At 73.7% G+C, this 18,783-nt stretch carries 15 protein-coding genes; 12 read left to right on the top strand and 3 right to left on the bottom strand.

The genetic code is table 11. The annotated features are described in order from the left end of the window. Positions 1–29: 29 nt before the first annotated feature. From BUS84_RS14795 to BUS84_RS14750, 11 genes are all read left to right on the top strand, one after another. Positions 30–755 carry a hypothetical protein gene (locus tag BUS84_RS14795; protein WP_074313074.1) on the top strand — a complete coding sequence of 242 codons (726 nt, stop codon included), beginning with the start codon at positions 30–32 and terminating at the stop codon, positions 753–755. Then, on the top strand, positions 752–2,314 hold the full coding sequence (locus BUS84_RS14790) for a DNA polymerase Y family protein (protein ID WP_074313072.1): 1,563 nt from the start codon (positions 752–754) through the stop codon (positions 2,312–2,314). The genes BUS84_RS14795 and BUS84_RS14790 overlap by 4 nt, the downstream gene beginning before the upstream one ends. Positions 2,315–2,434: 120 nt before the next feature. Further along, positions 2,435–5,803: an error-prone DNA polymerase gene (locus tag BUS84_RS14785; protein ID WP_074313070.1), complete on the top strand. Its 3,369-nt coding sequence runs from the start codon at positions 2,435–2,437 to the stop codon at positions 5,801–5,803. A 112-nt stretch (positions 5,804–5,915) separates the two neighbouring features. After that, on the top strand, positions 5,916–7,247 hold the full coding sequence (locus tag BUS84_RS14780; protein ID WP_244298579.1) for an extracellular solute-binding protein: 1,332 nt from the start codon (positions 5,916–5,918) through the stop codon (positions 7,245–7,247). Positions 7,248–7,383: 136 nt separating this feature from the next. Further along, positions 7,384–8,202 carry a carbohydrate ABC transporter permease gene (locus BUS84_RS14775; protein WP_084757479.1) on the top strand — a complete coding sequence of 273 codons (819 nt, stop codon included), beginning with the start codon at positions 7,384–7,386 and terminating at the stop codon, positions 8,200–8,202. Beyond that, complete coding sequence (locus BUS84_RS38235) at positions 8,199–8,375, top strand: hypothetical protein (RefSeq protein ID WP_159451030.1); 177 nt, start codon at positions 8,199–8,201, stop codon at positions 8,373–8,375. Before BUS84_RS14775 ends, BUS84_RS38235 begins: the two co-directional genes overlap by 4 nt. Then, a complete protein-coding gene (locus BUS84_RS14770) occupies positions 8,372–9,226 on the top strand; it encodes a carbohydrate ABC transporter permease (RefSeq protein WP_244298578.1) in 855 nt (284 codons plus the stop codon). The genes BUS84_RS38235 and BUS84_RS14770 overlap by 4 nt, the downstream gene beginning before the upstream one ends. Positions 9,227–9,303: 77 nt before the next feature. Continuing rightward, a complete protein-coding gene (locus BUS84_RS14765; RefSeq protein WP_074313064.1) occupies positions 9,304–10,071 on the top strand; it encodes a methyltransferase domain-containing protein in 768 nt (255 codons plus the stop codon). Next, on the top strand, positions 10,068–11,240 hold the full coding sequence (locus BUS84_RS14760) for an alkaline phosphatase family protein (protein ID WP_074313062.1): 1,173 nt from the start codon (positions 10,068–10,070) through the stop codon (positions 11,238–11,240). Before BUS84_RS14765 ends, BUS84_RS14760 begins: the two co-directional genes overlap by 4 nt. A 62-nt stretch (positions 11,241–11,302) precedes the next feature. Further along, positions 11,303–12,562 (top strand): DNA polymerase IV, encoded by a 1,260-nt coding sequence (locus BUS84_RS14755; RefSeq protein ID WP_074313060.1) that lies wholly within the window; start codon positions 11,303–11,305, stop codon positions 12,560–12,562. Positions 12,563–12,678: 116 nt separating this feature from the next. Further along, positions 12,679–13,077 carry a DUF3040 domain-containing protein gene (locus BUS84_RS14750; RefSeq protein WP_074313058.1) on the top strand — a complete coding sequence of 133 codons (399 nt, stop codon included), beginning with the start codon at positions 12,679–12,681 and terminating at the stop codon, positions 13,075–13,077. A gap of 360 nt (positions 13,078–13,437) precedes the next feature. On the opposite strand, the gene BUS84_RS14745 is transcribed toward BUS84_RS14750, so the two are convergent. Genes BUS84_RS14745 through BUS84_RS14735 form a run of 3 tightly spaced genes read right to left on the bottom strand, consistent with a single transcriptional unit; the run spans position 13,438 to position 18,281 of the window. Continuing rightward, positions 13,438–15,912, bottom strand: a complete 2,475-nt coding sequence (locus BUS84_RS14745) for a transglutaminase TgpA family protein (RefSeq protein ID WP_074313056.1) — start codon at positions 15,910–15,912, stop codon at positions 13,438–13,440. A gap of 16 nt (positions 15,913–15,928) precedes the next feature. Further along, positions 15,929–17,227, bottom strand: coding sequence for a DUF58 domain-containing protein (locus BUS84_RS14740; protein ID WP_074313054.1), 1,299 nt, complete (start codon positions 17,225–17,227; stop codon positions 15,929–15,931). 1 nt (position 17,228) lies between these two features. Then, positions 17,229–18,281, bottom strand: coding sequence for an AAA family ATPase (locus BUS84_RS14735; RefSeq protein WP_074313052.1), 1,053 nt, complete (start codon positions 18,279–18,281; stop codon positions 17,229–17,231). Between the two features lie 275 nt (positions 18,282–18,556). Between BUS84_RS14735 and BUS84_RS38230 the strand changes: the two genes are divergently transcribed. Further along, positions 18,557–18,706: a hypothetical protein gene (locus BUS84_RS38230; protein WP_159451029.1), complete on the top strand. Its 150-nt coding sequence runs from the start codon at positions 18,557–18,559 to the stop codon at positions 18,704–18,706. Positions 18,707–18,783 lie beyond the last annotated feature (77 nt).

Raw genomic sequence — 18,783 nt, 5'->3', positions numbered from 1 at the left:
ATCCACAGCAACGACGGGGGGTTGGTCCAATGGCGGGCCGCATGGTGGTCGGTTCCGCCGCACTGGCCGATCTGGTGCGCCCGGCGAGCGCACCCGACCCGGTCGGCGGCCACCGGGTGCTGCCGGTGGCACCCGAGCTGACCGGCCTGCTGCCCAACCGGGGCCTGCGACGGGGCAGCACCATCGCGGTCGCCGTCGGCCAACCCCGGCGCAGCGGCGGCACCTCGCTGGTGCTGGCCCTGCTCGCCGAGGCGTCCCGGGCCGGCTCGTGGTGCGCCGTGGTCGGGGTGCCGACGTTCGGCGCGGGCGCGGCCGCCGAGCTGGGCATCGCCCTGGACCGGCTGGCGCTGGTGCCGGATCCCGGCCCCGAGTGGGCCACCGTGGTCGCCGCGCTGATCGACGGGGTGGACGTCGTGGTCACCGCCGTGCCGGCCGCGGTCTCCGCCTCGGTCGCCACCCGGCTGGCCGCCCGGGCCCGGCAGCGCGGCAGCGTGCTCGTCCCGTATGGCCGGTGGGACGGCGCGGACGTGACGCTGCAGGTGGTCCGTGGGGTCTGGGAAGGGCTCGGGTCGGGCCGGGGCCGGCTGCGCCGCCGGGAGGTCACCGTCTCGGCGCGCGGGCGCGGGGCGGCCGCCCGACCCAAGGAGATCAAGGTCTGGCTCCCCGGTGACGAGCTCACCCGGGTGATCCCTCGTACGGTGCCGTCGACCGTGGCCCGGCCGGCCGTGTCGCTCAGTCTGGTCGGTTCGGGGTGACCGGCTCGCCGGTACGGACCCTGCTGCTGTGGTGCCCGGACTGGCCGGTCCTCGCCGCCGAGATCGTCGACGGGGTGCCGGCCACCGGCCCGGTCGCCGTGCTGCACGCCAACCGGGTGGTCGCCTGCTCCGAGCGGGCCCGCGCCGAAGGGGTGCGCCGAGGGCTGCGCAAGCGGGAGGCGCAGGGCCGCTGCCCGCAGCTCACCGTCGTGGAGTACGACCCGGGCCGGGACGCCCGGGCGTTCGAGCCGGTGGTCGCCGCGGTGGAGGAGCTGGTCGCCGGCGTCGAGGTGGTCCGCCCCGGCGCCTGCGCGGTGGCCGCCCGGGGCCCGAGCCGTTACCTCGGCGGCGAGGAGGCGGCCGCCGAGCGGATCGTCGAGCACGTCGCCCAGTCGTGTCTGGTGGAGAGCCAGGTCGGCATCGCCGACGGGGTCTTCGCCGCGGGGCTGGCCGCCCGCGCCGGCCAGGTGGTGGCGCCGGGCGGGACACCGGAGTTCCTGGCCGGGCTGCCGGTCGAGGCGCTCGGCCGGTCGGCGCTGGCCGACCTGCTGCGCCGGCTGGGGGTGCGGACCCTCGGCGACTTCGCCGCGTTGCCGGCCGGCGACGTGCTGGCCCGGTTCGGGTTCGACGGCGCGCTCGCCCACCGGCTGGCCGCCGGGCGGGACCATCGCCCGCTCGCCGTCCGGCAGCCGCCGGCCGACCTGACGGTGACCGCCGAGCACGACGAGCCGATCGACCGGGTCGACGCGGCGGCGTTCGCCGCCCGCGCGCTGGCCGAGCAGCTGCACGACCGGCTGGCCGGGCACGGGCTGGCCTGTACCCGGCTCGGCATCGAGGCGGTCACCGCGCACGGGCAGGAGCTGCACCGCGTGTGGCGGCACGACGGCCTGCTCACCGCCGCGGCCATCGCCGACCGGGTGCGCTGGCAGCTCGACGGTTGGCTCTCCGGCAGCAACGGTCGGGCCGGTGCCCGACCGGCCCGGCCGACGGCCGGCATCATCCGGCTGAGGCTGGTCCCGGACGGGGTGATCGCCCAGGCCGGCCTGCAGTCCGGCCTCTGGGGGGAGGCCGGCGAGGAGCGGGAGCGGGCGCACCGGGCGTTGAGCCGGGTGCAGGGCATCCTCGGCCCGGAAGCGGTGGTCACCGCGGTGCTCGGCGGCGGGCGTTCCCCGGCTGACCAGGTGCGACTGGTGCCGTGGGGCGACGAACGCCTCCCTGCCCGCGCCGGTGCCCCGCCCTGGCCCGGCCGGCTGCCCCCGCCGGCGCCGGCGATGGTGCTGGCCAGCCCGCTCGTGGCGACCGTGCAGGACGCTGCCGGCGAGCCGGTGGTGGTCAGCGCTCGGTTGGCGGTGAGCGCCCCACCCGCACGGCTGCTGGTCGGCACCGGCCGGCCGGCGGACATCGTGGGCTGGGCCGGGCCGTGGCCGGTGGACGAGCGCTGGTGGGTGCCGGCGGAGGCCCACCGCCGGGCCCGGTTCCAGATCGGCCTCGCCGACGGTACCGCCCTGCTGCTCGCCGTCGAGGCCGGGCAGTGGCTGGTGGAGGCGATCTATGACTGAGCTGGTCCCTGCCCGGTCCATGCCGGAGGCGGATGCCCCGGCGAGCGATATGACTGTGAGGCATATTTATGACTCTCAGGTATATCGCTCACCAACCCTCTCGCCCGCGGGGGCGGCCGGATGAGCTTTCACAACCCGAAGATGCCCTGGTCGGATCTGGAGCGGGTGCTCTCCGGGCGGGCCGACGACAAGCGAGGGAGCCGGGGCGAGCGGCACCTGCACGTGGTGGATCCGCTCGCCGTGGACGCCGACGGCGGGGACTCCCCGGCCTGGAGCCGCCGGCGCGAGCAGTACCAGCCGCCGGAGCTGGCCCGCCCCGACGGCGTGGTGCCCTACGCGGAGCTGCACGCACACACCAACTTCAGCTTCCTCGACGGCGCCAGCCATCCGGAGGAGCTGGCCGAGGAGGCGGCCCGGCTGGGGCTCACCGCACTCGCCGTCACCGACCACGACGGCTTCTACGGGGTGGTCCGCTTCGCCGAGGCGGCCCGCGCGCTGGCCCTGCCGACCATCTTCGGCGCGGAGCTCTCCCTCGGGCTGCCCGGTCCGCAGAACGGCGAGCCCGACCCGCACGGCGCGCACCTGCTGGTGCTCGCGCACGGCCACGAGGGGTACGCCCGGCTGGCCACCACCATCGCCCGCGCTCAGCTGCGCGGCGGGGAGAAGGGCCGCCCGGTCTACGGGGAGCTGGAGGAGGTCGCCGCCGAGCTGCGCGACCACGTGCTGGTGCTGACCGGCTGCCGCAAGGGGCACGTGCCGGCGGCGCTGCTCACCGAGGGGGTGGACGCGGCGGCCCGCGAGCTGGACCGGCTGACCGCGCTCTTCGGCGCGGAGACGGTGGCGGTGGAGCTGACCGACCACGGCCACCCCGTCGACGCCGACCGCAACGACGCGCTCGCCGACCTGGCCGCCGCGGCCGGGCTGCCGACGGTGGCCAGCAACAACGTGCACTACGCCAGCCCCGGCCGGCGACGGCTGGCCACCACGGTCGCCGCCGTCCGGGCCCGGCGCAGCCTGGACGAGATCGACGGCTGGCTGCCCGCGGCGGCCACCGCCCACCTGCGCAGCGGAGCGGAGATGGCGGCCCGGTTCGCCGCGTACCCGGGCGCGGTGGCCCGGGCCGCCGAGTTCGGCGCCGAGCTGGCCTTCGACCTCCAACTGGTCGCGCCGCAGCTGCCGGCGTACCCGGTGCCGCCGGGGCACACCGAGATGAGCTGGCTGCGGAAACTGACCGCCGACGGGGCACGGGAGCGTTACGGCCCCCCGCAGGCGCACCCGACGGCGTACGCGCAGCTCGACCACGAGCTGAACATGATCGAGGAGCTGGGTTTCCCCGGCTACTTCCTGGTGGTCTACGACATCGTCGCGTTCTGCCGTGAGCAGGACATCTACTGCCAGGGCCGGGGCTCGGCGGCCAACTCGGCGGTCTGCTACGCGTTGCGGATCACCAACGTGGACGCCGTCCGGCACCGTCTGCTCTTCGAGCGCTTCCTCGCCCCGGAGCGGGACGGCCCGCCGGACATCGACGTCGACATCGAGTCCGACCGCCGGGAGGAGGTGATCCAGCACGTCTACACCCGCTACGGCCGGGAGCACGCCGCCCAGGTCGCCAACGTCATCTCCTACCGGCCCCGGTCCGCGGTGCGGGACGTGGCCAAGGCGTTCGGCTTCTCACCCGGCCAGCAGGACGCCTGGAGCAAGCAGATCGACCGGTGGGGCTCGGTCGCCACGGTCGACGTCGAGGACATCCCCGAGCAGGTGGTGGAGTACGCCAACGAGTTGCAGACGTTCCCCCGGCACCTGGGCATCCACTCCGGCGGCATGGTGATCTGCGACCGGCCGGTGATCGAGGTCTGCCCGGTGGAGTGGGGGCGGATGCCCGGACGCAGCGTGCTCCAGTGGGACAAGGACGACTGCGCCGCGGTCGGCCTGGTCAAGTTCGACCTGCTCGGCCTCGGCATGCTCTCCGCGCTGCACTACGGCTACGACATGATCGGGTCCCGGCTCGATCTCGGCGACATGACGCTGGACGACCCGGAGGTCTACGACATGCTCTGCCGGGCCGACTCGGTCGGGGTGTTCCAGGTGGAGAGCCGCGCCCAGATGGCGACCCTGCCCCGGCTCAAGCCCCGCGAGTTCTACGACCTGGTGGTCGAGGTGGCGCTGATCCGGCCCGGCCCGATCCAGGGCGGCTCGGTGCACCCGTTCATCCGGCGCAAGAACGGCCTGGAGCCGGTGACCTTCGCGCACCCGCTGATGCGCAACGCGCTGGAGAAGACCCTGGGCGTGCCGCTGTTCCAGGAGCAGTTGATGCAGCTCGCCATCGACCTGGCCGGCTTCGACGCGGCCGAGGCCGACCAACTGCGCCGGGCGATGGGCGCCAAACGCTCGGTCGAGCGGATGACCCGCATCGCCGACCGGCTCTACGCCGGGATGGCCGAGCGGGGCATCACCGGCGAGCTGGCCGATGACGTCTACCGCAAGCTCACCGCGTTCGCCAGCTACGGCTTTCCGGAGAGCCACGCGATGAGCTTCGCCTACCTGGTCTACGCCAGCTCCTGGCTCAAGCGCTACCACCCGGCGCCGTTCCTGGCCGCGCTGCTGAACGCCCAGCCGATGGGCTTCTACTCCCCACAGACCCTGGTGGACGACGCCCGCCGGCACGGGGTGGAGGTACGCCGTCCAGACATCAACGCCAGCGGGGCGAAGGCGGTGCTGGAGTCCACCCCGGACACCCGGTGGGGCAGCGGGCCGGGAGAGCCGCCGCACGCCTGGGGGCTGGGCGGCCCGGCGGTCCGGCTCGGGCTGTCCGGCGTACGGACCCTCGGCGCCGAGGTGGCCGAGCGGATCGAGGCCGAACGGGCGACCGGTGGGCCGTACCGGGACATGCCGGACCTGGCCCGGCGGGTCGGTCTCACCGCCGCGCAGCTGGAGGCGCTGGCCACCGCGGACGCCTTCGCCTGTTTCGGGCTGACCCGGCGGGAGGCGCTCTGGGCCGCTGGCGCGGCGGCCCAGGACCGGCCGGGTCGGCTGCCCGGCACGGTGACCGGCGCGGCGGCACCCACGCTGCCCGGGATGGAGGCGGTGGATCGGCTGGTCGCCGACGTGTGGGCCACCGGGCTGTCGCCGGAGAGCCATCCGGCCCGGTTCATCCGGGGTCAGCTCGACGTGCTCGGCGCGGTGCCGATCGCCCGGCTCGGCCGGGTGGAGCCCGGGCAGCGGATCCGGGTGGGCGGCATCGTCACCCACCGGCAGCGCCCGGCGACCGCGGGCGGGGTCACCTTCCTCAACCTGGAGGACGAGACCGGGATGCTCAACGTCACCTGCTCGCCGGGGCTGTGGCAGCGCTACCGACGGGTGGCCCGGACCAGCGCCGCGCTGGTGGTCCGGGGGCGGCTGGAGCGGCACGAGGGGGTGACCAATCTCGTGGCCGACCGGCTGGACGCGATCGAGCCACCGGTCAGCCCCGCCTCCCGTGACTTCCGGTGACCGACAAGCATCGGCCTTCCATGTTCGGAATCCGGAGATTAGGAGAAGTGCAGGTCGCGCGGGCAGGGTGGCCCGTGCGAATCGGGAGGGTCTCACGTCACGGACAGTGCGGGTGACGGCGTTCGCCGGGGTGCTCACCCTGGCGCTCAGCGGCTGCGGGGGAGTCGGCGGCGGCAGCGACGCGGGGGGCGGCACCGCCACCAAGGGCGCGCTCAGCACCATGGGTTTCGGCTTCTCGGACGAGATCGCCATCACCCGCGTCGACGCGTTCAAGCGCGACCACCCGGACGTCGACCTGAAGGTCACCGAGGGCAGCTTCGACGAGCAGCAGTTCCTCTCCGCGGTCGCCTCGGGCAACCCACCGGACCTGGTCTACATGGACCGCAAGCTGATCGGCACGTACGCCAAGCGCGGCTCGATCCAGCCGCTGACCGACTGTGTCAAGAAGCAGGGCATCGACCTGGAGCAGTACCGGCCGGCGGCCCGCGCCCAGGTCACTCTGGACGGCACCGTCTACGGCATCCCGGAGTTCTCCACCGTCCGGGTGGTCTACCTCAACGAGGGGCTGCTGAAGAAGGCCGGGATGACCGCCGACCAGATCAACCTGGCCGACTGGGCGGCGCTGCCCGGGCTCAACGCCAAGCTGGCCACGGTGTCCGGTGGCCGGCTCTCCCGGATCGGCATCGACCCGAAGATCCCCGAGTTCCTGCCGATGTGGGCCAAGGCCAACGGTGTCGACATGCTCTCCGCCGACGGCCGCACCGCCCGGCTGGACGACCCCAGGGTGATCGAGGCGCTGACCACCGGGGTGAACCTGATCCAGCAGCAGGGTGGTTGGGGCAAGTTCAAGTCCTTCCGGGACACCTTCGACTTCTTCGGCGCGCAGAACCCGCTGTCCAAGAGCCAGATCGCGGCCTGGCCGATGGAGGAGTGGTTCCTCAACCAGGCCGCCAAGAACAGCCCGGACGCCGAGCTGGTGGTCAAGCCGTTCGTGGACCGGCAGGGCAAGCCGCTGACCCAGTCCGCCGGGCAGGCCTGGGTGATCACCAAGGGCGCGAAGAACCCGGACGCCGCGTGCGCGTTCGTCAAGCAGATGACCGCCACCGACACCTGGGTGGCCGCCGCGAAGGCCCGGGCGGACGCCCGCAAGGCCGCCGGCCAGCCGTTCACCGGCGTCTACACGGCCAACGCCGAGGCCGACAAGAGGATCTTCGAGGAGCTGTACCAGCCGACCGGTAACAAGCGCTTCGACGACGCGGTGGCCACCATCCGGTCGGTGCAGGACGCCGCGTTCGCGATGCCCGCCTCGCCGGCCGGCGCGGAGTTCGACAAGGCGTACTACGACGCGGTCAACCGGGTGCTCGCCGGCCAGGCGCAGCCCGCGCAGGCGTTGCAGCGGGCCCAGCAGGAGGCCACCGCCGCGCTGGACAAGGCCGCGAAGTAGCCCGCGATGGCCACCGTCACCGCTCCCGCTCCGGGCCGGCGCCGCCGTACGCCGACTGGCCCGGCGGGAGGCGCGCTGGGCGTACCTCTTCCTGGCGCCGTGGATCGTCGGGTTCCTGATCTTCTACGCGGGGCCGATGATCGCCAGCCTCTGGTTGAGCTTCACCGAGTACGACGTGATCAATCCGCCGGAGTACACCGGACTGGACAACTACCGGGAGCTGATGAGTGACCCGGCGGTGGCCCGCAGCCTGGGCAACACCGTCTACTACACGGCGCTGCACGTACCGCTGGTGATGCTCATCTCGCTCGGCCTGGCGCTGCTGCTCAAGCGGGTCGGCCGGTTGCAGGGCTTCTTCCGCACCGTCTTCTACCTGCCGGTGATGACCCCGGCGGTGGCGGTCGGCATCCTGTTCCTGCTGCTGCTCAACACCCAGGACGGCCTGATCAACCGGGCGCTCGGCCTGGTCGGGATCGACGGTCCGAGCTGGACCACCGACCCGCACTGGGTGATGCCCGGCATCATCCTGATGAGCCTGTGGAGCCTCGGCTCCACCGTCATCATCTACGTGGCCGCGTTGCAGAACGTGCCCCGCGACCTGTACGAGGCGGCCGCGATCGACGGCACCGGCCCCTGGGCCCGGTTCCGGTCGGTCACCCTGCCGATGATCTCGGGCGCGCTGTTCTTCACGCTGATCGTCAACACGATCGCGTCGCTGCAGATGTTCACCGAGGTCTACACCATGTACTTCGGCAACCGCGAGACCCAGAACACGTTCAACAGCGACGCGGCCACCTTCTACGTGATTCACCTGTTCCAGGAGGCTTTCCAGTTCCTGCACATGGGCTTCGCCTCGGCGATGGCCTGGCTGCTCTTCGTGATCATCTTGATCATCACCCTGATACAGGTGAAACTCAGCAACCGGTTCGTGTACTACGAGGGAGAAGACAAGTGACGGGGATGAACGGCCACAACGGCGTGGCCAACGCGCGACGCACCCGGCTGACCGCTGGCTGGGTGCCCGAGCAGCACCTCGAGCCGCGCGAGTACCAGCTCACCGACGGCCCGGTGGCCAACGCTCGGCGGTCCCGGGCCGAGGACGATCCGGCGGCTGGGGCCGAGTCGTGACCACCGCCGTCGAGCGGGGCACCGCTCCGCCGGTGCCCGGCATCTCGCCGGCCCGGCCGGCGGTGCCCCGGTCGGCGGCCGGTGAGGGCCGCCGGCCACTCTGGCAGCGGGTGCTCTTCGTGGCGGCGCTGGTGGGCACCGCGGTGATCTTCATGCTGCCGTTCGTCTGGCTGATCAGCGCCTCGCTGCGCACCCGGGAGTACGTCTTCGCCCCCGGCTTCCTGCCGGTCCCGTTCGCTCCGGAGAACTACGCCGAGGCCTGGCGGGCCGTGCCGCTGCTGACCTGGTTCGGAAACAGCGTGCTGGTCGGTGTGGCCGCCGCCGCGGCGGTGACCCTCTCCAGCGCCTGGGTGGCCTTCGGCTTCGCGTACTTCCGCTTCCCCGGCCGCAAGGTGCTCTTCGGGCTGGTCCTGGCGACCATGATGCTGCCGTTCGCGGTCACCATGATCCCGACGTACCTGATCTGGTCGAACCTGGGGCTGACCGACACCCAGGTGCCGCTCTGGGCGGGCAACCTGTTCGGCTCGGCGTTCTACATCTTCCTGCTGCGGCAGTTTCTGCTCTCACTGCCCAGGGAATACTTCGAGGCCGCCCGGGTGGACGGGGCGAGCTACCCGCAGCTGTTCTGGAAGATGGCCTTCCCGCTGATCCGACCGGCGCTGCTGGTCGCCTTCGTCTTCGAGTTCAAGGCCAGCTGGACGGACCTGCTCAAGCCGCTGATCTACCTGCGCAACGAGCAGCTCTACACGTTGCCGCGCGGGCTCAAGGTGTGCTGGACCGGTTCGGCTACGGCGGCGAGCAGCAGTGGGAGAACGTGCTCGCCGGGAGCGTGCTGGCCACCGTACCGATGATCATCCTGTTCTTCCTGGCCCAGCGGCACTTCGTCGAGGGCATCGCCACCACCGGCCGCAAGGTTTGACTGGACCGGGTGACTAGGCTCGACCGGGTGGAGCAGACCCGAGGCCGGTTCACCGGGCCGCCGCTGACCCCCCGTACCGCCGTGATCTGGTCGGTGCTCCGCGCCGAGCTGGACCGACGCGGCGACGCCGAGCTCACCGTGCTGGACGTGGGCGGCGGCACGGGTGGCTTCGCCGTTCCGCTGGCCCGCGCGGGGCACCGCGTCACCGTGGTCGACGCCAGCCCGGACGCGTTGGCGGCGCTGACCCGCCGGGCCGCCGAGGCGGGGGTGGCCGACCGGATCGCCGCCGTGCAGGGCGACGGGGACGCGCTGGCCGGTCTGGTCGAGCCGGCCGGCGTCGATCTGGTGCTCTGCCACGCCGTGCTGGAGGTGGTCGACGACCCGACGCCGGTGGTGGCCGCGCTGGCCACCGCGCTGCGGCCGGGCGGTGCGGCCAGCGTGCTGGTGGCCGGCCGGGCCGCCGCCGTGCTGGGCCGGGCGATGAACGGTCACCTGGACGTCGCGGCCGCGCTGGCCGCCGACCCGGCCGGCACCGCAGGGCCACGGGACACCCTGCGCCGGCGCTACGACGCCTCGGGCGCCGCCGCGCTGCTCGGCGCCGCCGGGCTGGTGGTCGAGGAGATCCACGGGGTACGCGTGCTGGCCGATCTGCTGCCGGCCGCGGTCGCCGACGGGCAGTCGGCCGCGCTGGTGGAGCTGGAACGGGCGCTGGCCGCCCAACCCCCGTACCGGGATCTGGCGGCCCAGCTGCACCTGTTCGCCCGCCGGCGGGCATGACCGCGCTGCCGGGTGGCGCGCCGGCGCCGCTGGCCGTCCTCGGTCCGGGCCACGGCGGCGGTCGCCTCGCTGACGTGCTGCCCAGCGCGCTGGCCGTGCTGGGCGTGCCCGGGTCGGCCGACCCACTCGGGCTGGTCCCCGCGCTGGCCGGGGTACGCCGGATCGCCGTGCTGCTGGTCGACGGGCTCGGCTGGTATCAACTGCCGACCGCCGCGCCGTACGCGCCGATCCTCGCCGGGCTCGCCGCGACGGTGGGCCGGCCGCTCATCGCCGGTTTTCCGTCCACCACCCCGACCAGCCTGGTGAGCCTCGGCACCGGCGTCGCGCCGGGCGCGCACGGGGTGCTCGGCTTCACCGTGCGGGTGCCCGGCACCGACCGGGTGCTGACCCACACCGACTGGGCCGCCGACCCGTCGCCGCTGCGCTGGCAGCCGGTGCCCACCCAGCTGGAGCGGGCCCGTGCCGCGGGGGTGGCGGTGACCGTGGTGAGCCGGCCGGAGTTCGGTGGCAGCGGGTTGACCCTGGCCGCCAACCGGGGCGGCGACTTCCGGGGCGCCGCCGGTGCGGACGCCGTGGCCGCCACCATGCTGGCCGCGCTGGCCGTCGGCAGTGGACCCACCCTGGTCTCCGGCTACCACGCGGACCTGGACCGGCACGGCCACCTCACTGGCGTCGACTCGGCGCCCTGGCGGATCGCCGCCGCCGAGGTGGACGCGCTGCTCGCCCGGTTGGTCGACGGGCTGCCGCCGGACGCGGCGCTGCTGGTGACCGCCGACCACGGCCAGCTCGACGTGCCCGCCACGCACCGCTTCGACCTGGACACCGATCCGCGGCTGCGCGATGGTGTGTGGCTGGTGGCCGGTGAGGCCCGGGTGCGCTACCTGCACGTCGTACCGGGTGCGGTCGACGACGTGGTGGCCGCCTGGTCGGCGGTGCTGGGTGACGCGGCGCGGGTGCGCACCCGCGACGAGGTGGTGGCCGGCGGCTGGTTCGGGCCGGTGCCCGAGGAGCACCTGGGGCGCATCGGCGATGTGGTGGTGACCTGCAACGACACGTACGCGGTCATGGCCACCCGCACCGAGCGGCCGATGGCGTCCCGGCTGGTGGCGTACCACGGGTCGGACACCGCCGCCGAGCTGACCGTGCCGCTGCTGGTGGTCCGCGGCTGACCGACGGACGATCCGACCCGCCGGCCGCTGGTGATGTCGTACGCCCGGGTTAACCTGCCGGGATGGGCCGCAGCCAGTCGTTGCCCCGGGGTGGCGATCCGCGCTTCGGGCCGGACGCCGACGACTCCGGCAGCCCGATCCTGCACGTCGACATGGACGCCTTCTTCGCCGCCGTCGAGGTGCGCCGCCGGCCCGAGCTGCGGGGCCGACCGGTGATCGTCGGCGGCGTCGGGCCGCGCGGCGTGGTCAGCTCGGCCAGCTACGAGGCCCGCCGTTACGGCGTTCGCAGCGCGATGCCGACCAGCCAGGCCCGGGCCCGCTGCCCGCACGCGGTCTACCTGCCACCGGATTTCACCGCCTACACCGCCGCCTCCCGGGCGGTCATGCAGATCTTCCGGGACGTCACCCCGCTGGTCGAGCCGCTCTCCCTCGACGAGGCGTTCCTCGACGTGACCGGAGCCCGTCGGCTGTTCGGCTCCCCGGCCACCATCGCCCGGCTGATCCGCCGCCGGGTCGCCGACGAGCAGGGGCTGACCTGCTCGGTCGGGGTGGCGTCGAGCAAGTTCGTGGCCAAGCTGGGCTCCACCCGGGCCAAGCCGGACGGCCTGCTGGTCGTGCCCCCCGGTCAGGTGCTCGACTTCCTGCACCCCCTGCCGGTGGACGCGCTCTGGGGGGTGGGGGAGCGCGCCGCCGAGACGCTGCGCCGGCTCGGCCTGGCCACCGTCGGCGACCTCGCCGACGCACCGGTGGGCATGCTCCGCCGTGCGGTGGGTGCGGCGTCGGCGGCGCATCTGCACGAGCTGGCCTCGGGGCGGGACCCGCGCCGGGTCAGCCCCGAGCACGTCGACAAGTCGATCGGCGCCGAGGTGACCTTCGACGCCGACGTGGCCGACCCGGTGGAGATCCGCCGCGCCCTGCTGGCGCTCAGCGCGAAGGTCGGCGTCCGGTTACGGGGCTCCGGGCAGGTGGGGCGCACCGTGACGCTCAAGGTGCGGCTGGCCGACTTCCGCACCGTCAACCGGTCCCGCACCCTCGGCGCGCCCACCGACACGGCCCGCGAGATGTTCGACACGGTCTGGGCGCTCTACACCGCCCTGGACCCGGGCGAGCGGATCCGACTCGTCGGTGTCCGGGTGGAGGGGCTCGCCCCGGCACAGGGTGCGCCCCGACAGCTCACCCTCGGCGCGCCCGAGCGTGGCTGGCGTGAGGCGGAAGCTGCCGCGGACGCCGCTGCTGCCCGATTCGGGCGGTCCGTCATAGGTCCGGCCAGTCTGCTGGGCGACCGTGACCCCCGTCGAAACGAAAATCCACCCCACCCGTAGGTCGTCCCGCTTTCCGACGCGCGACCCCCCTCGTAGACTTGCGGGTAAGCAGCCGGATGGCTGCCACGGTCTGTCGGCCCGAGTGGGCCCGACCAACGTGACCGGGGAGGAGTGCCGTGCCGCTCTCGGAGCACGAGCAGCGGCTGTTCGAGCAGATCGAGCGGTCGCTTGCCGAGGACCCCAAATTCGCCTCGGCCGTGCGCGCCAGCGATCCGCGCTTCCACGCGCGGCGTCGCCTGCTCGTCGCCGCCGGCGTGATCATCGCTGGCTTGGCTCTACTGGTCTATGGCGCGGTGATCAAGACTCCACCGCTGGCGGTGGCGGGCTTTGTCGTCATGCTGGCCTCGGCCGCGTTCGCGGTGCAGTCGCACCGGCGGGCGCAGTCACCCGACCTGCACGTGGTGGGGGGCACGACCAGCCGCCGTCGTCCACGCGGCGGCCGATCCGGTCGCCGGCCGTCGATCCTGGACCGCATGGAGGACAGGTGGCGGCAGCGCCCGGAGGGGCACCGCTGAGCCGGTCCCGCCGCTGAGGCGGGCCGTACGCCGCGACGAGCGGGTCGCCGGGCACAGCCCCGGCGACCGCTGACGTATCCGCGTGCCCGTCGCATGATGGGCGAACGCCGTCTGCCCCGCCGCTCAGCCGTCTGCCCCGCCGCTCAACGGCCGCAGGCCGCGCACCGACTCCAGCACCCACCCGCCCGCCTCGCGCGGCGCGTCACCTCGCGCCCATGATCACTTGATGCTGGGCAGGTCCGTGCGGCTTCTGGCGACTACCCGGATCAAGCGATCAGGGGGCGCGGCGCGGCGGAGAGCAGGATCGGCCCGGGGCGACGGCCTCGTGGACCGCCGCCCCGCAAGCCGGACGGACGTCGCTCAGCGGGCCGCCCGGTCGGCCAGCAGCCGACGCGGATTCCAGCGGAGCAGCCGGTACCGGGCCCGCCCGGTCAGCGCCACCATCTGGCCGGAAGTGTCCGCCAGGGCGGTCCGCCAGCGCAGCAGCACCGACGGCGGCAGCACGGCGGCGAGCAGTCGGGTCCGTCGGCCCGCCCGGGCGGCGAGCGCCCTGCGGACCGCGCGCAGAGCCGGCACCAGCGGTTCACCGGTCAGCGGATCCCGCGCGTAGCGGGCCCGCTCCTCAGCCCGGCCGAGCAGCCGCGCCGCGCCGACCGCCGCGGTGTCATCGCTGAAGGTCTCCCGGACCAGCCGGTCCGCGGTCGCCCGGGGCGTCTCGGTCCGGTCGACCCGGACCTTGAAGTCCACCAGCGTGTCGAGCAGCTCCGCCCAGGCGGCGTGCGCGTCCGCGCGGGCCCGGTTGGCGTCCGGCGCGATCACCACCACACGCGCCCCGTCCACCGGTGCGGCGTCGTTCCGGGTGGCGGCCATCGCGGCGCCAGCCGCCCGGCCACCCCGCCGGCGGCGCAGCGCCAGCCGACGCAGGGCCGGCACCGCCAGCAGTGCCAGCAGGGCCAGCAGGCCCGCCGTCCACCAGGGCCACACCGGCGACTGCTCGGCCGGCGCCTCGCCGGCGAGGGAGAGCCCCGAGTCGGTGTCCCGGTCGGCGTTGTCCCGGTCGGTCGGACCGGCGGACGCGTCGGGGCCCGGCGCGGTGTCCGTGGCGCCGGGGTTCGTGGTGGATGGTTCCGGCACGTCGGTGTCCGGTGCCCAGGCCGACCGGGTGGAGCCCGGCACACCGTACGACGGCGTGGCGTCGAACGGCACCCAGCCGACCCCGTCGAAGTAGACCTCGGTCCAGGCGTGCAGGTTGAGGTTGGTCAGCGTGTAGGTGTTGCCGTCCTGCTTGCTGCCGTTGGTGAACCCGAACGCCACGCGGGCCGGGATGCCGGCGCTGCGCACCAGCCAGGCCATCGCCGCGGCGTACTGCTGGCAGTAGCCGACCTTGTTGGTCAGGAAGTTGACGATGTCCTCGCCGCTGCTGCCGCTCTCGGTGCTGAGCCGGTAGCTGAACCCGTTGTCCGCCGAGAAGTGCCGGTAGATCGCCAGCACCCGGTCGTAGTCGGTGCGCTTGCCCTGGACCAGACCCTGGACCAGCTCCTCCACCTCGGGCACCGGCCCGGGAGTGGCGGTCAGCTGCCGGCTGACCGGGTGGTCGGCCGGCAGCGGCGGTGCGGCCCGCAGCGCCGCCGGCGTGTACGTCGAACGGATGTAGTCGAAGGAGTACTTCTTGCCCCGGGAGTTGTCCCGGTTGGAGAAGACGACCTGCTGGTTGGGGTCGTAGAGCCAGTTGCCGTTGAGGTCCTCGGTGCGCACCGGCTCGGCGTACACCGGCATCAGGGACATGCTCAGGCTCTTGGTGACCTCGACGGTCGCCCGGTAGTGGGTCTGCTGGACGCCCGGGCCGGCCCGCTCGGTCGGGTCCGGCAGGTCCCGGTTGACCGGCCGGCCGCTGGGGTTGCGCGCCTGGAACCCGTTCGGGCGCAGCTCGTCCGCGACCGCGTAGCGCAGGTAGAACGGACTCGGCTCGGACGTGGTCACCTTGACCAGGTCCGCCACCTCGGACTGGTTGAGCTGACCGGCGAGCGAGGCGAACAGGTCGATCCGGCCCGTTGAGCCCGCACCCGCCCGGCCGCTGCCGTTGCCGTTGCCCGTACCGCCGCCGAGCGTGTCGAGCAGCCCGCCGGTCATGCCCGGCACGGCCAGCGGCAGCGCCACGGCGATGGCCACCCCGACCACCGCGAGCCGGCGGCCGGCGGAGGCCAGCGGCGAGGCCTCCCACACGTCGACGTCGCGGCCGTCGCCGGTGAACCGGCGGCCGAACCGGCGGACCCGGTCGACGTTGTCAGTGACCAGCAGCCAGAGGTACCCGGCGGCGCCCACCACGAACGGCACCGGGGGGACGCTGTTGACGTAGACGGCGACCGGCACCGAGTAGATGGCGAGCATCGGCAGCCCGGCCAGCGCGGGCCGGCGCAGACCCACCGCCAGCACATCCACCAGTACGGCCACCCCGCCGACGCCCAGCACGGTGATGAACAGCAGCGGGTCGGTGTCCGGTACCTCCACGCCGTACGAGCGCATGTCCTGCATGGAGCCGGTGAACAGGTCGGCGAAGTGCCCGAAGGTGCCCGGCGTGGGCAGGAAGGTGAGCAGCTCCCCGCCGCTGGGGAACAGCCAGGTCAGGGCGAGCACCAGGGCGGCCAGCATGCCGAGGACCTGACCCCACAGCGGCGCCCGGATCAGCCGGGTCAGCGCGGCGACCCCGGCCACCACCGCGACCGCGATCGTGGACTGGATGAGCCACGTCCAGGTCTCGAAGATGGCCGACAGCGGCGCGGCGGCGAGGAGGGTGGCGGCGGCCGCCACCGGGCCGATGTTCCGACTGGCGATCATGAGGGGAACCTTCCGTTCATCGCACGCCGCCGGCGACCGTCTCGGCCAGCGCGGCGCGCAGGGCGAACCCCTGGGAGCCCCGGCCAGCCTGCGGCCAGAGCACCGGCAGCCGGCTGCCGTGGTCGACGCCGACCACCCGCCAGCCGCTGTGCAGCATGGCGAGCACGGCGGCGCCGTGCGCGTGCTCCGCCTCGGCCCGGGCCTTCTCGGGCAGGCTGAGCCAGGTGGAGCTGTTGAGCAGGAAGCCGACGCAGGTGGCGCCGTTGCCCCGAAGCCCGGCCAGCACCTCGGCCTCTGCCACGCTCACCGCGCCGAACAACCCGATGATCAGACCGCCGTCGGAGCGCTGCCGGACCCGCTGCACCAGGCTGGTCACCTCGGCCCGCTGGTCCAGCCGGACCTCGGCGAGGTGGTCGAGCAGCGCCCCGTCGCCGCCGGCCTCCGAGGCGTCCACGTCGACCCCCGAACCGGTGACCAGGCGCAGCTTGTAGCCGGCCTGCCGCAGGTGCACCGCGATGCTCGCGGCGGCCGAGACCGCCCACTCGAAGCTCGCCGTCGGACCGTCGCCGCGGTGGCCGTACGCGCGGGTGTCCAGCACGACCGTGGCCCGGCTCTCCCAGGGCTGCTCCTCGCGGCGCACCATCAGCTCGCCGGTGCGCGCGGTGGACTTCCAGTGCACCCGGCGCAGGTCGTCGCCGCGCCGGTACTCCCGGGTCGCCGCGTCGTCCTCGCCGTGCACCGCCACCGAGCGGGCCCGGCTGTCGCCGCTGCCCGCGTACTCCCCGGGGAGCCGGACCGACGGCAGCGGAGTGACCTGCGGGATGACCGTCAGGTGGTCGGTGCTGGGGAACGCCCGGCTGAGCTCGCAGAGACCGAACGGGTCGGTCATCCGGACCACCAGCGGGCCCACGTCGTAGCGGCCCCGCACGTCGGCCCGCACGGTGTACGCCACCGAGCTGGCCTGGTGCGCTCCCAGCCGCTCCAGCACCACCCGGGGCCGGCTGCCCAGGGCGTAGGGCAGCCGGTCCTCCAGCAGCAGGGTGCCGGTCGGCAGCCGGGACAGGTTCTGCAGGCGCAGCACCACCCGGGAGTTGGCCCCGACCGGGACTCGGTGCGGATCCAGGGACCGGTTGCAGGCCAGCTTGTAGCGGCTGCGCCCGACGTAGGCGGCGGCCAGCAGCGGCAGGATGCCCAGCAGCACGGCCACCCGGAGCAGGTCCTTCTCGCCCAGGATGCCAGCCGAGATCGCCGCCGCGACCGCGGCGGCCAGGAACGAGCGCCCGCGGGTGGTCAGCCCGCGCAGCCCGGCACGCACGTCACGGCCTCCGGGGCTCGTAGGGCGCGCGACCGTTGCCGGTGGCGGGCCGGGTGTCGTAGGGGGAACGCTGCCGGTCGTGTGGCAACGGCAGTCGGTGCACCAGCTCGGAGACGATCGCGTCGGTGGTGCGTCGGGCGAGCTGTGCGTCGGCGGTCGGGATGATCCGGTGCGCGAGCACCGGCACCGCGAGGGCCTGCAGATCGTCGGGGAGGACGTAGTCGCGCCCCTCTAGGGCGGCGACCGCCCGGGCGGTGCGCAGCAGCTGCAGGGTCGCCCGGGGGGACGCGCCCAGACGCAGGTCGGGGGCTTCGCGGGTGGCGGTGACCAGGTCGATGGCGTACTGCTTGACCGCGTCCGCGACGTGCACCTTCCGGACGGTGGCGATGAGCTGCCGGACGATGTCCGCGTCGGAGACGGCACGCAGCTCGTGCAGCGGGTCCGTGGCGCCGTGCCCGTCCAGCATCGCCAGCTCGGCGCCGGCGTCCGGGTAGCCCATCGCGATCCGGGCGGTGAACCGGTCGCGCTGCGCCTCGGGCAGCGGGTAGGTGCCCTCCATCTCGATCGGGTTCTGGGTGGCGATGACCATGAACGGGGTCTGCAGCTGGTACGTCACGCCGTCGACGGTGACCTGCCGCTCTTCCATGCACTCCAGCAGCGCCGACTGGGTCTTCGGCGAGGCCCGGTTGATCTCGTCGCCGACGACCAGGTTGGCGAAGACGGCACCGGGGCGGAACTCGAAGTCGTGCGTCTCCTGGTTGTAGACGCTGACGCCGGTGACATCGCTCGGCAGCAGGTCGGGGGTGAACTGGATCCGGCGCACCGTGCAGTCGATGGACCGCGCCAGGGCCTTGGCCAGCTTGGTCTTGCCGACGCCGGGGACGTCTTCGATGAGGAGGTGGCCCTCGGCGAGCAGGACGGCCAGGGCGAGCCGCACGGTGGCGGTCTTACCCTCGATGACCTGCTCGATGTTGGCCACGATGGCCTCGCTGGCGGCGCGGAACTCGTCGTGCGGCAGCAAGCCGCCCACCTCGTCCCAGGTCTGTTGTGTCACGGGCCTCCTCCTCGTCGGTGTCACGGCAGCTCTATAGAGAGCACCTGGACCCGCCGTTGGGTTCGCGACGTCGAGCCTCGTTTGCCGCAGAAATCTCATTGGCCTCTCAGGCTAACCATGTTTGTCGTTATCGCCGACCCCCGCAGGTAGTCCGTCGGTTACGCACCGATATTCGCCAAGTCGAGGGATGCGTGACCTTCTCGCCCCCGGATATCCGGCGTGCCGGTCCGCGTGAGCAGTCCGATCGGCGCGGCGAGGAACCCCGGGAGGGCGCTGTGAGGCGGGAGCGGGACATCTACGGGGAGACCGACGACGGCGGAGTACGGCTCGGCGGCGGCGCGGCACAGTGGCGCCTGCACGCCGACCACGTCGATGTGGCGGCCGGCGCCGGTGGACGGCGGGCCCGGCTCGCCGCCGCCGGGTGACCGTTCCGCTGCCTGGTGGCGGGCACATCGCCGGGCCTGGCGGCGAGGTACACTGCCGGACATGGCCGGAGCTTTCC

Origin of the sequence: Micromonospora cremea, from assembly GCF_900143515.1 — a bacterium.
Lineage (GTDB): Bacteria > Actinomycetota > Actinomycetes > Mycobacteriales > Micromonosporaceae > Micromonospora > Micromonospora cremea.
This window is presented reverse-complemented; position numbering and strand designations above follow the sequence as displayed.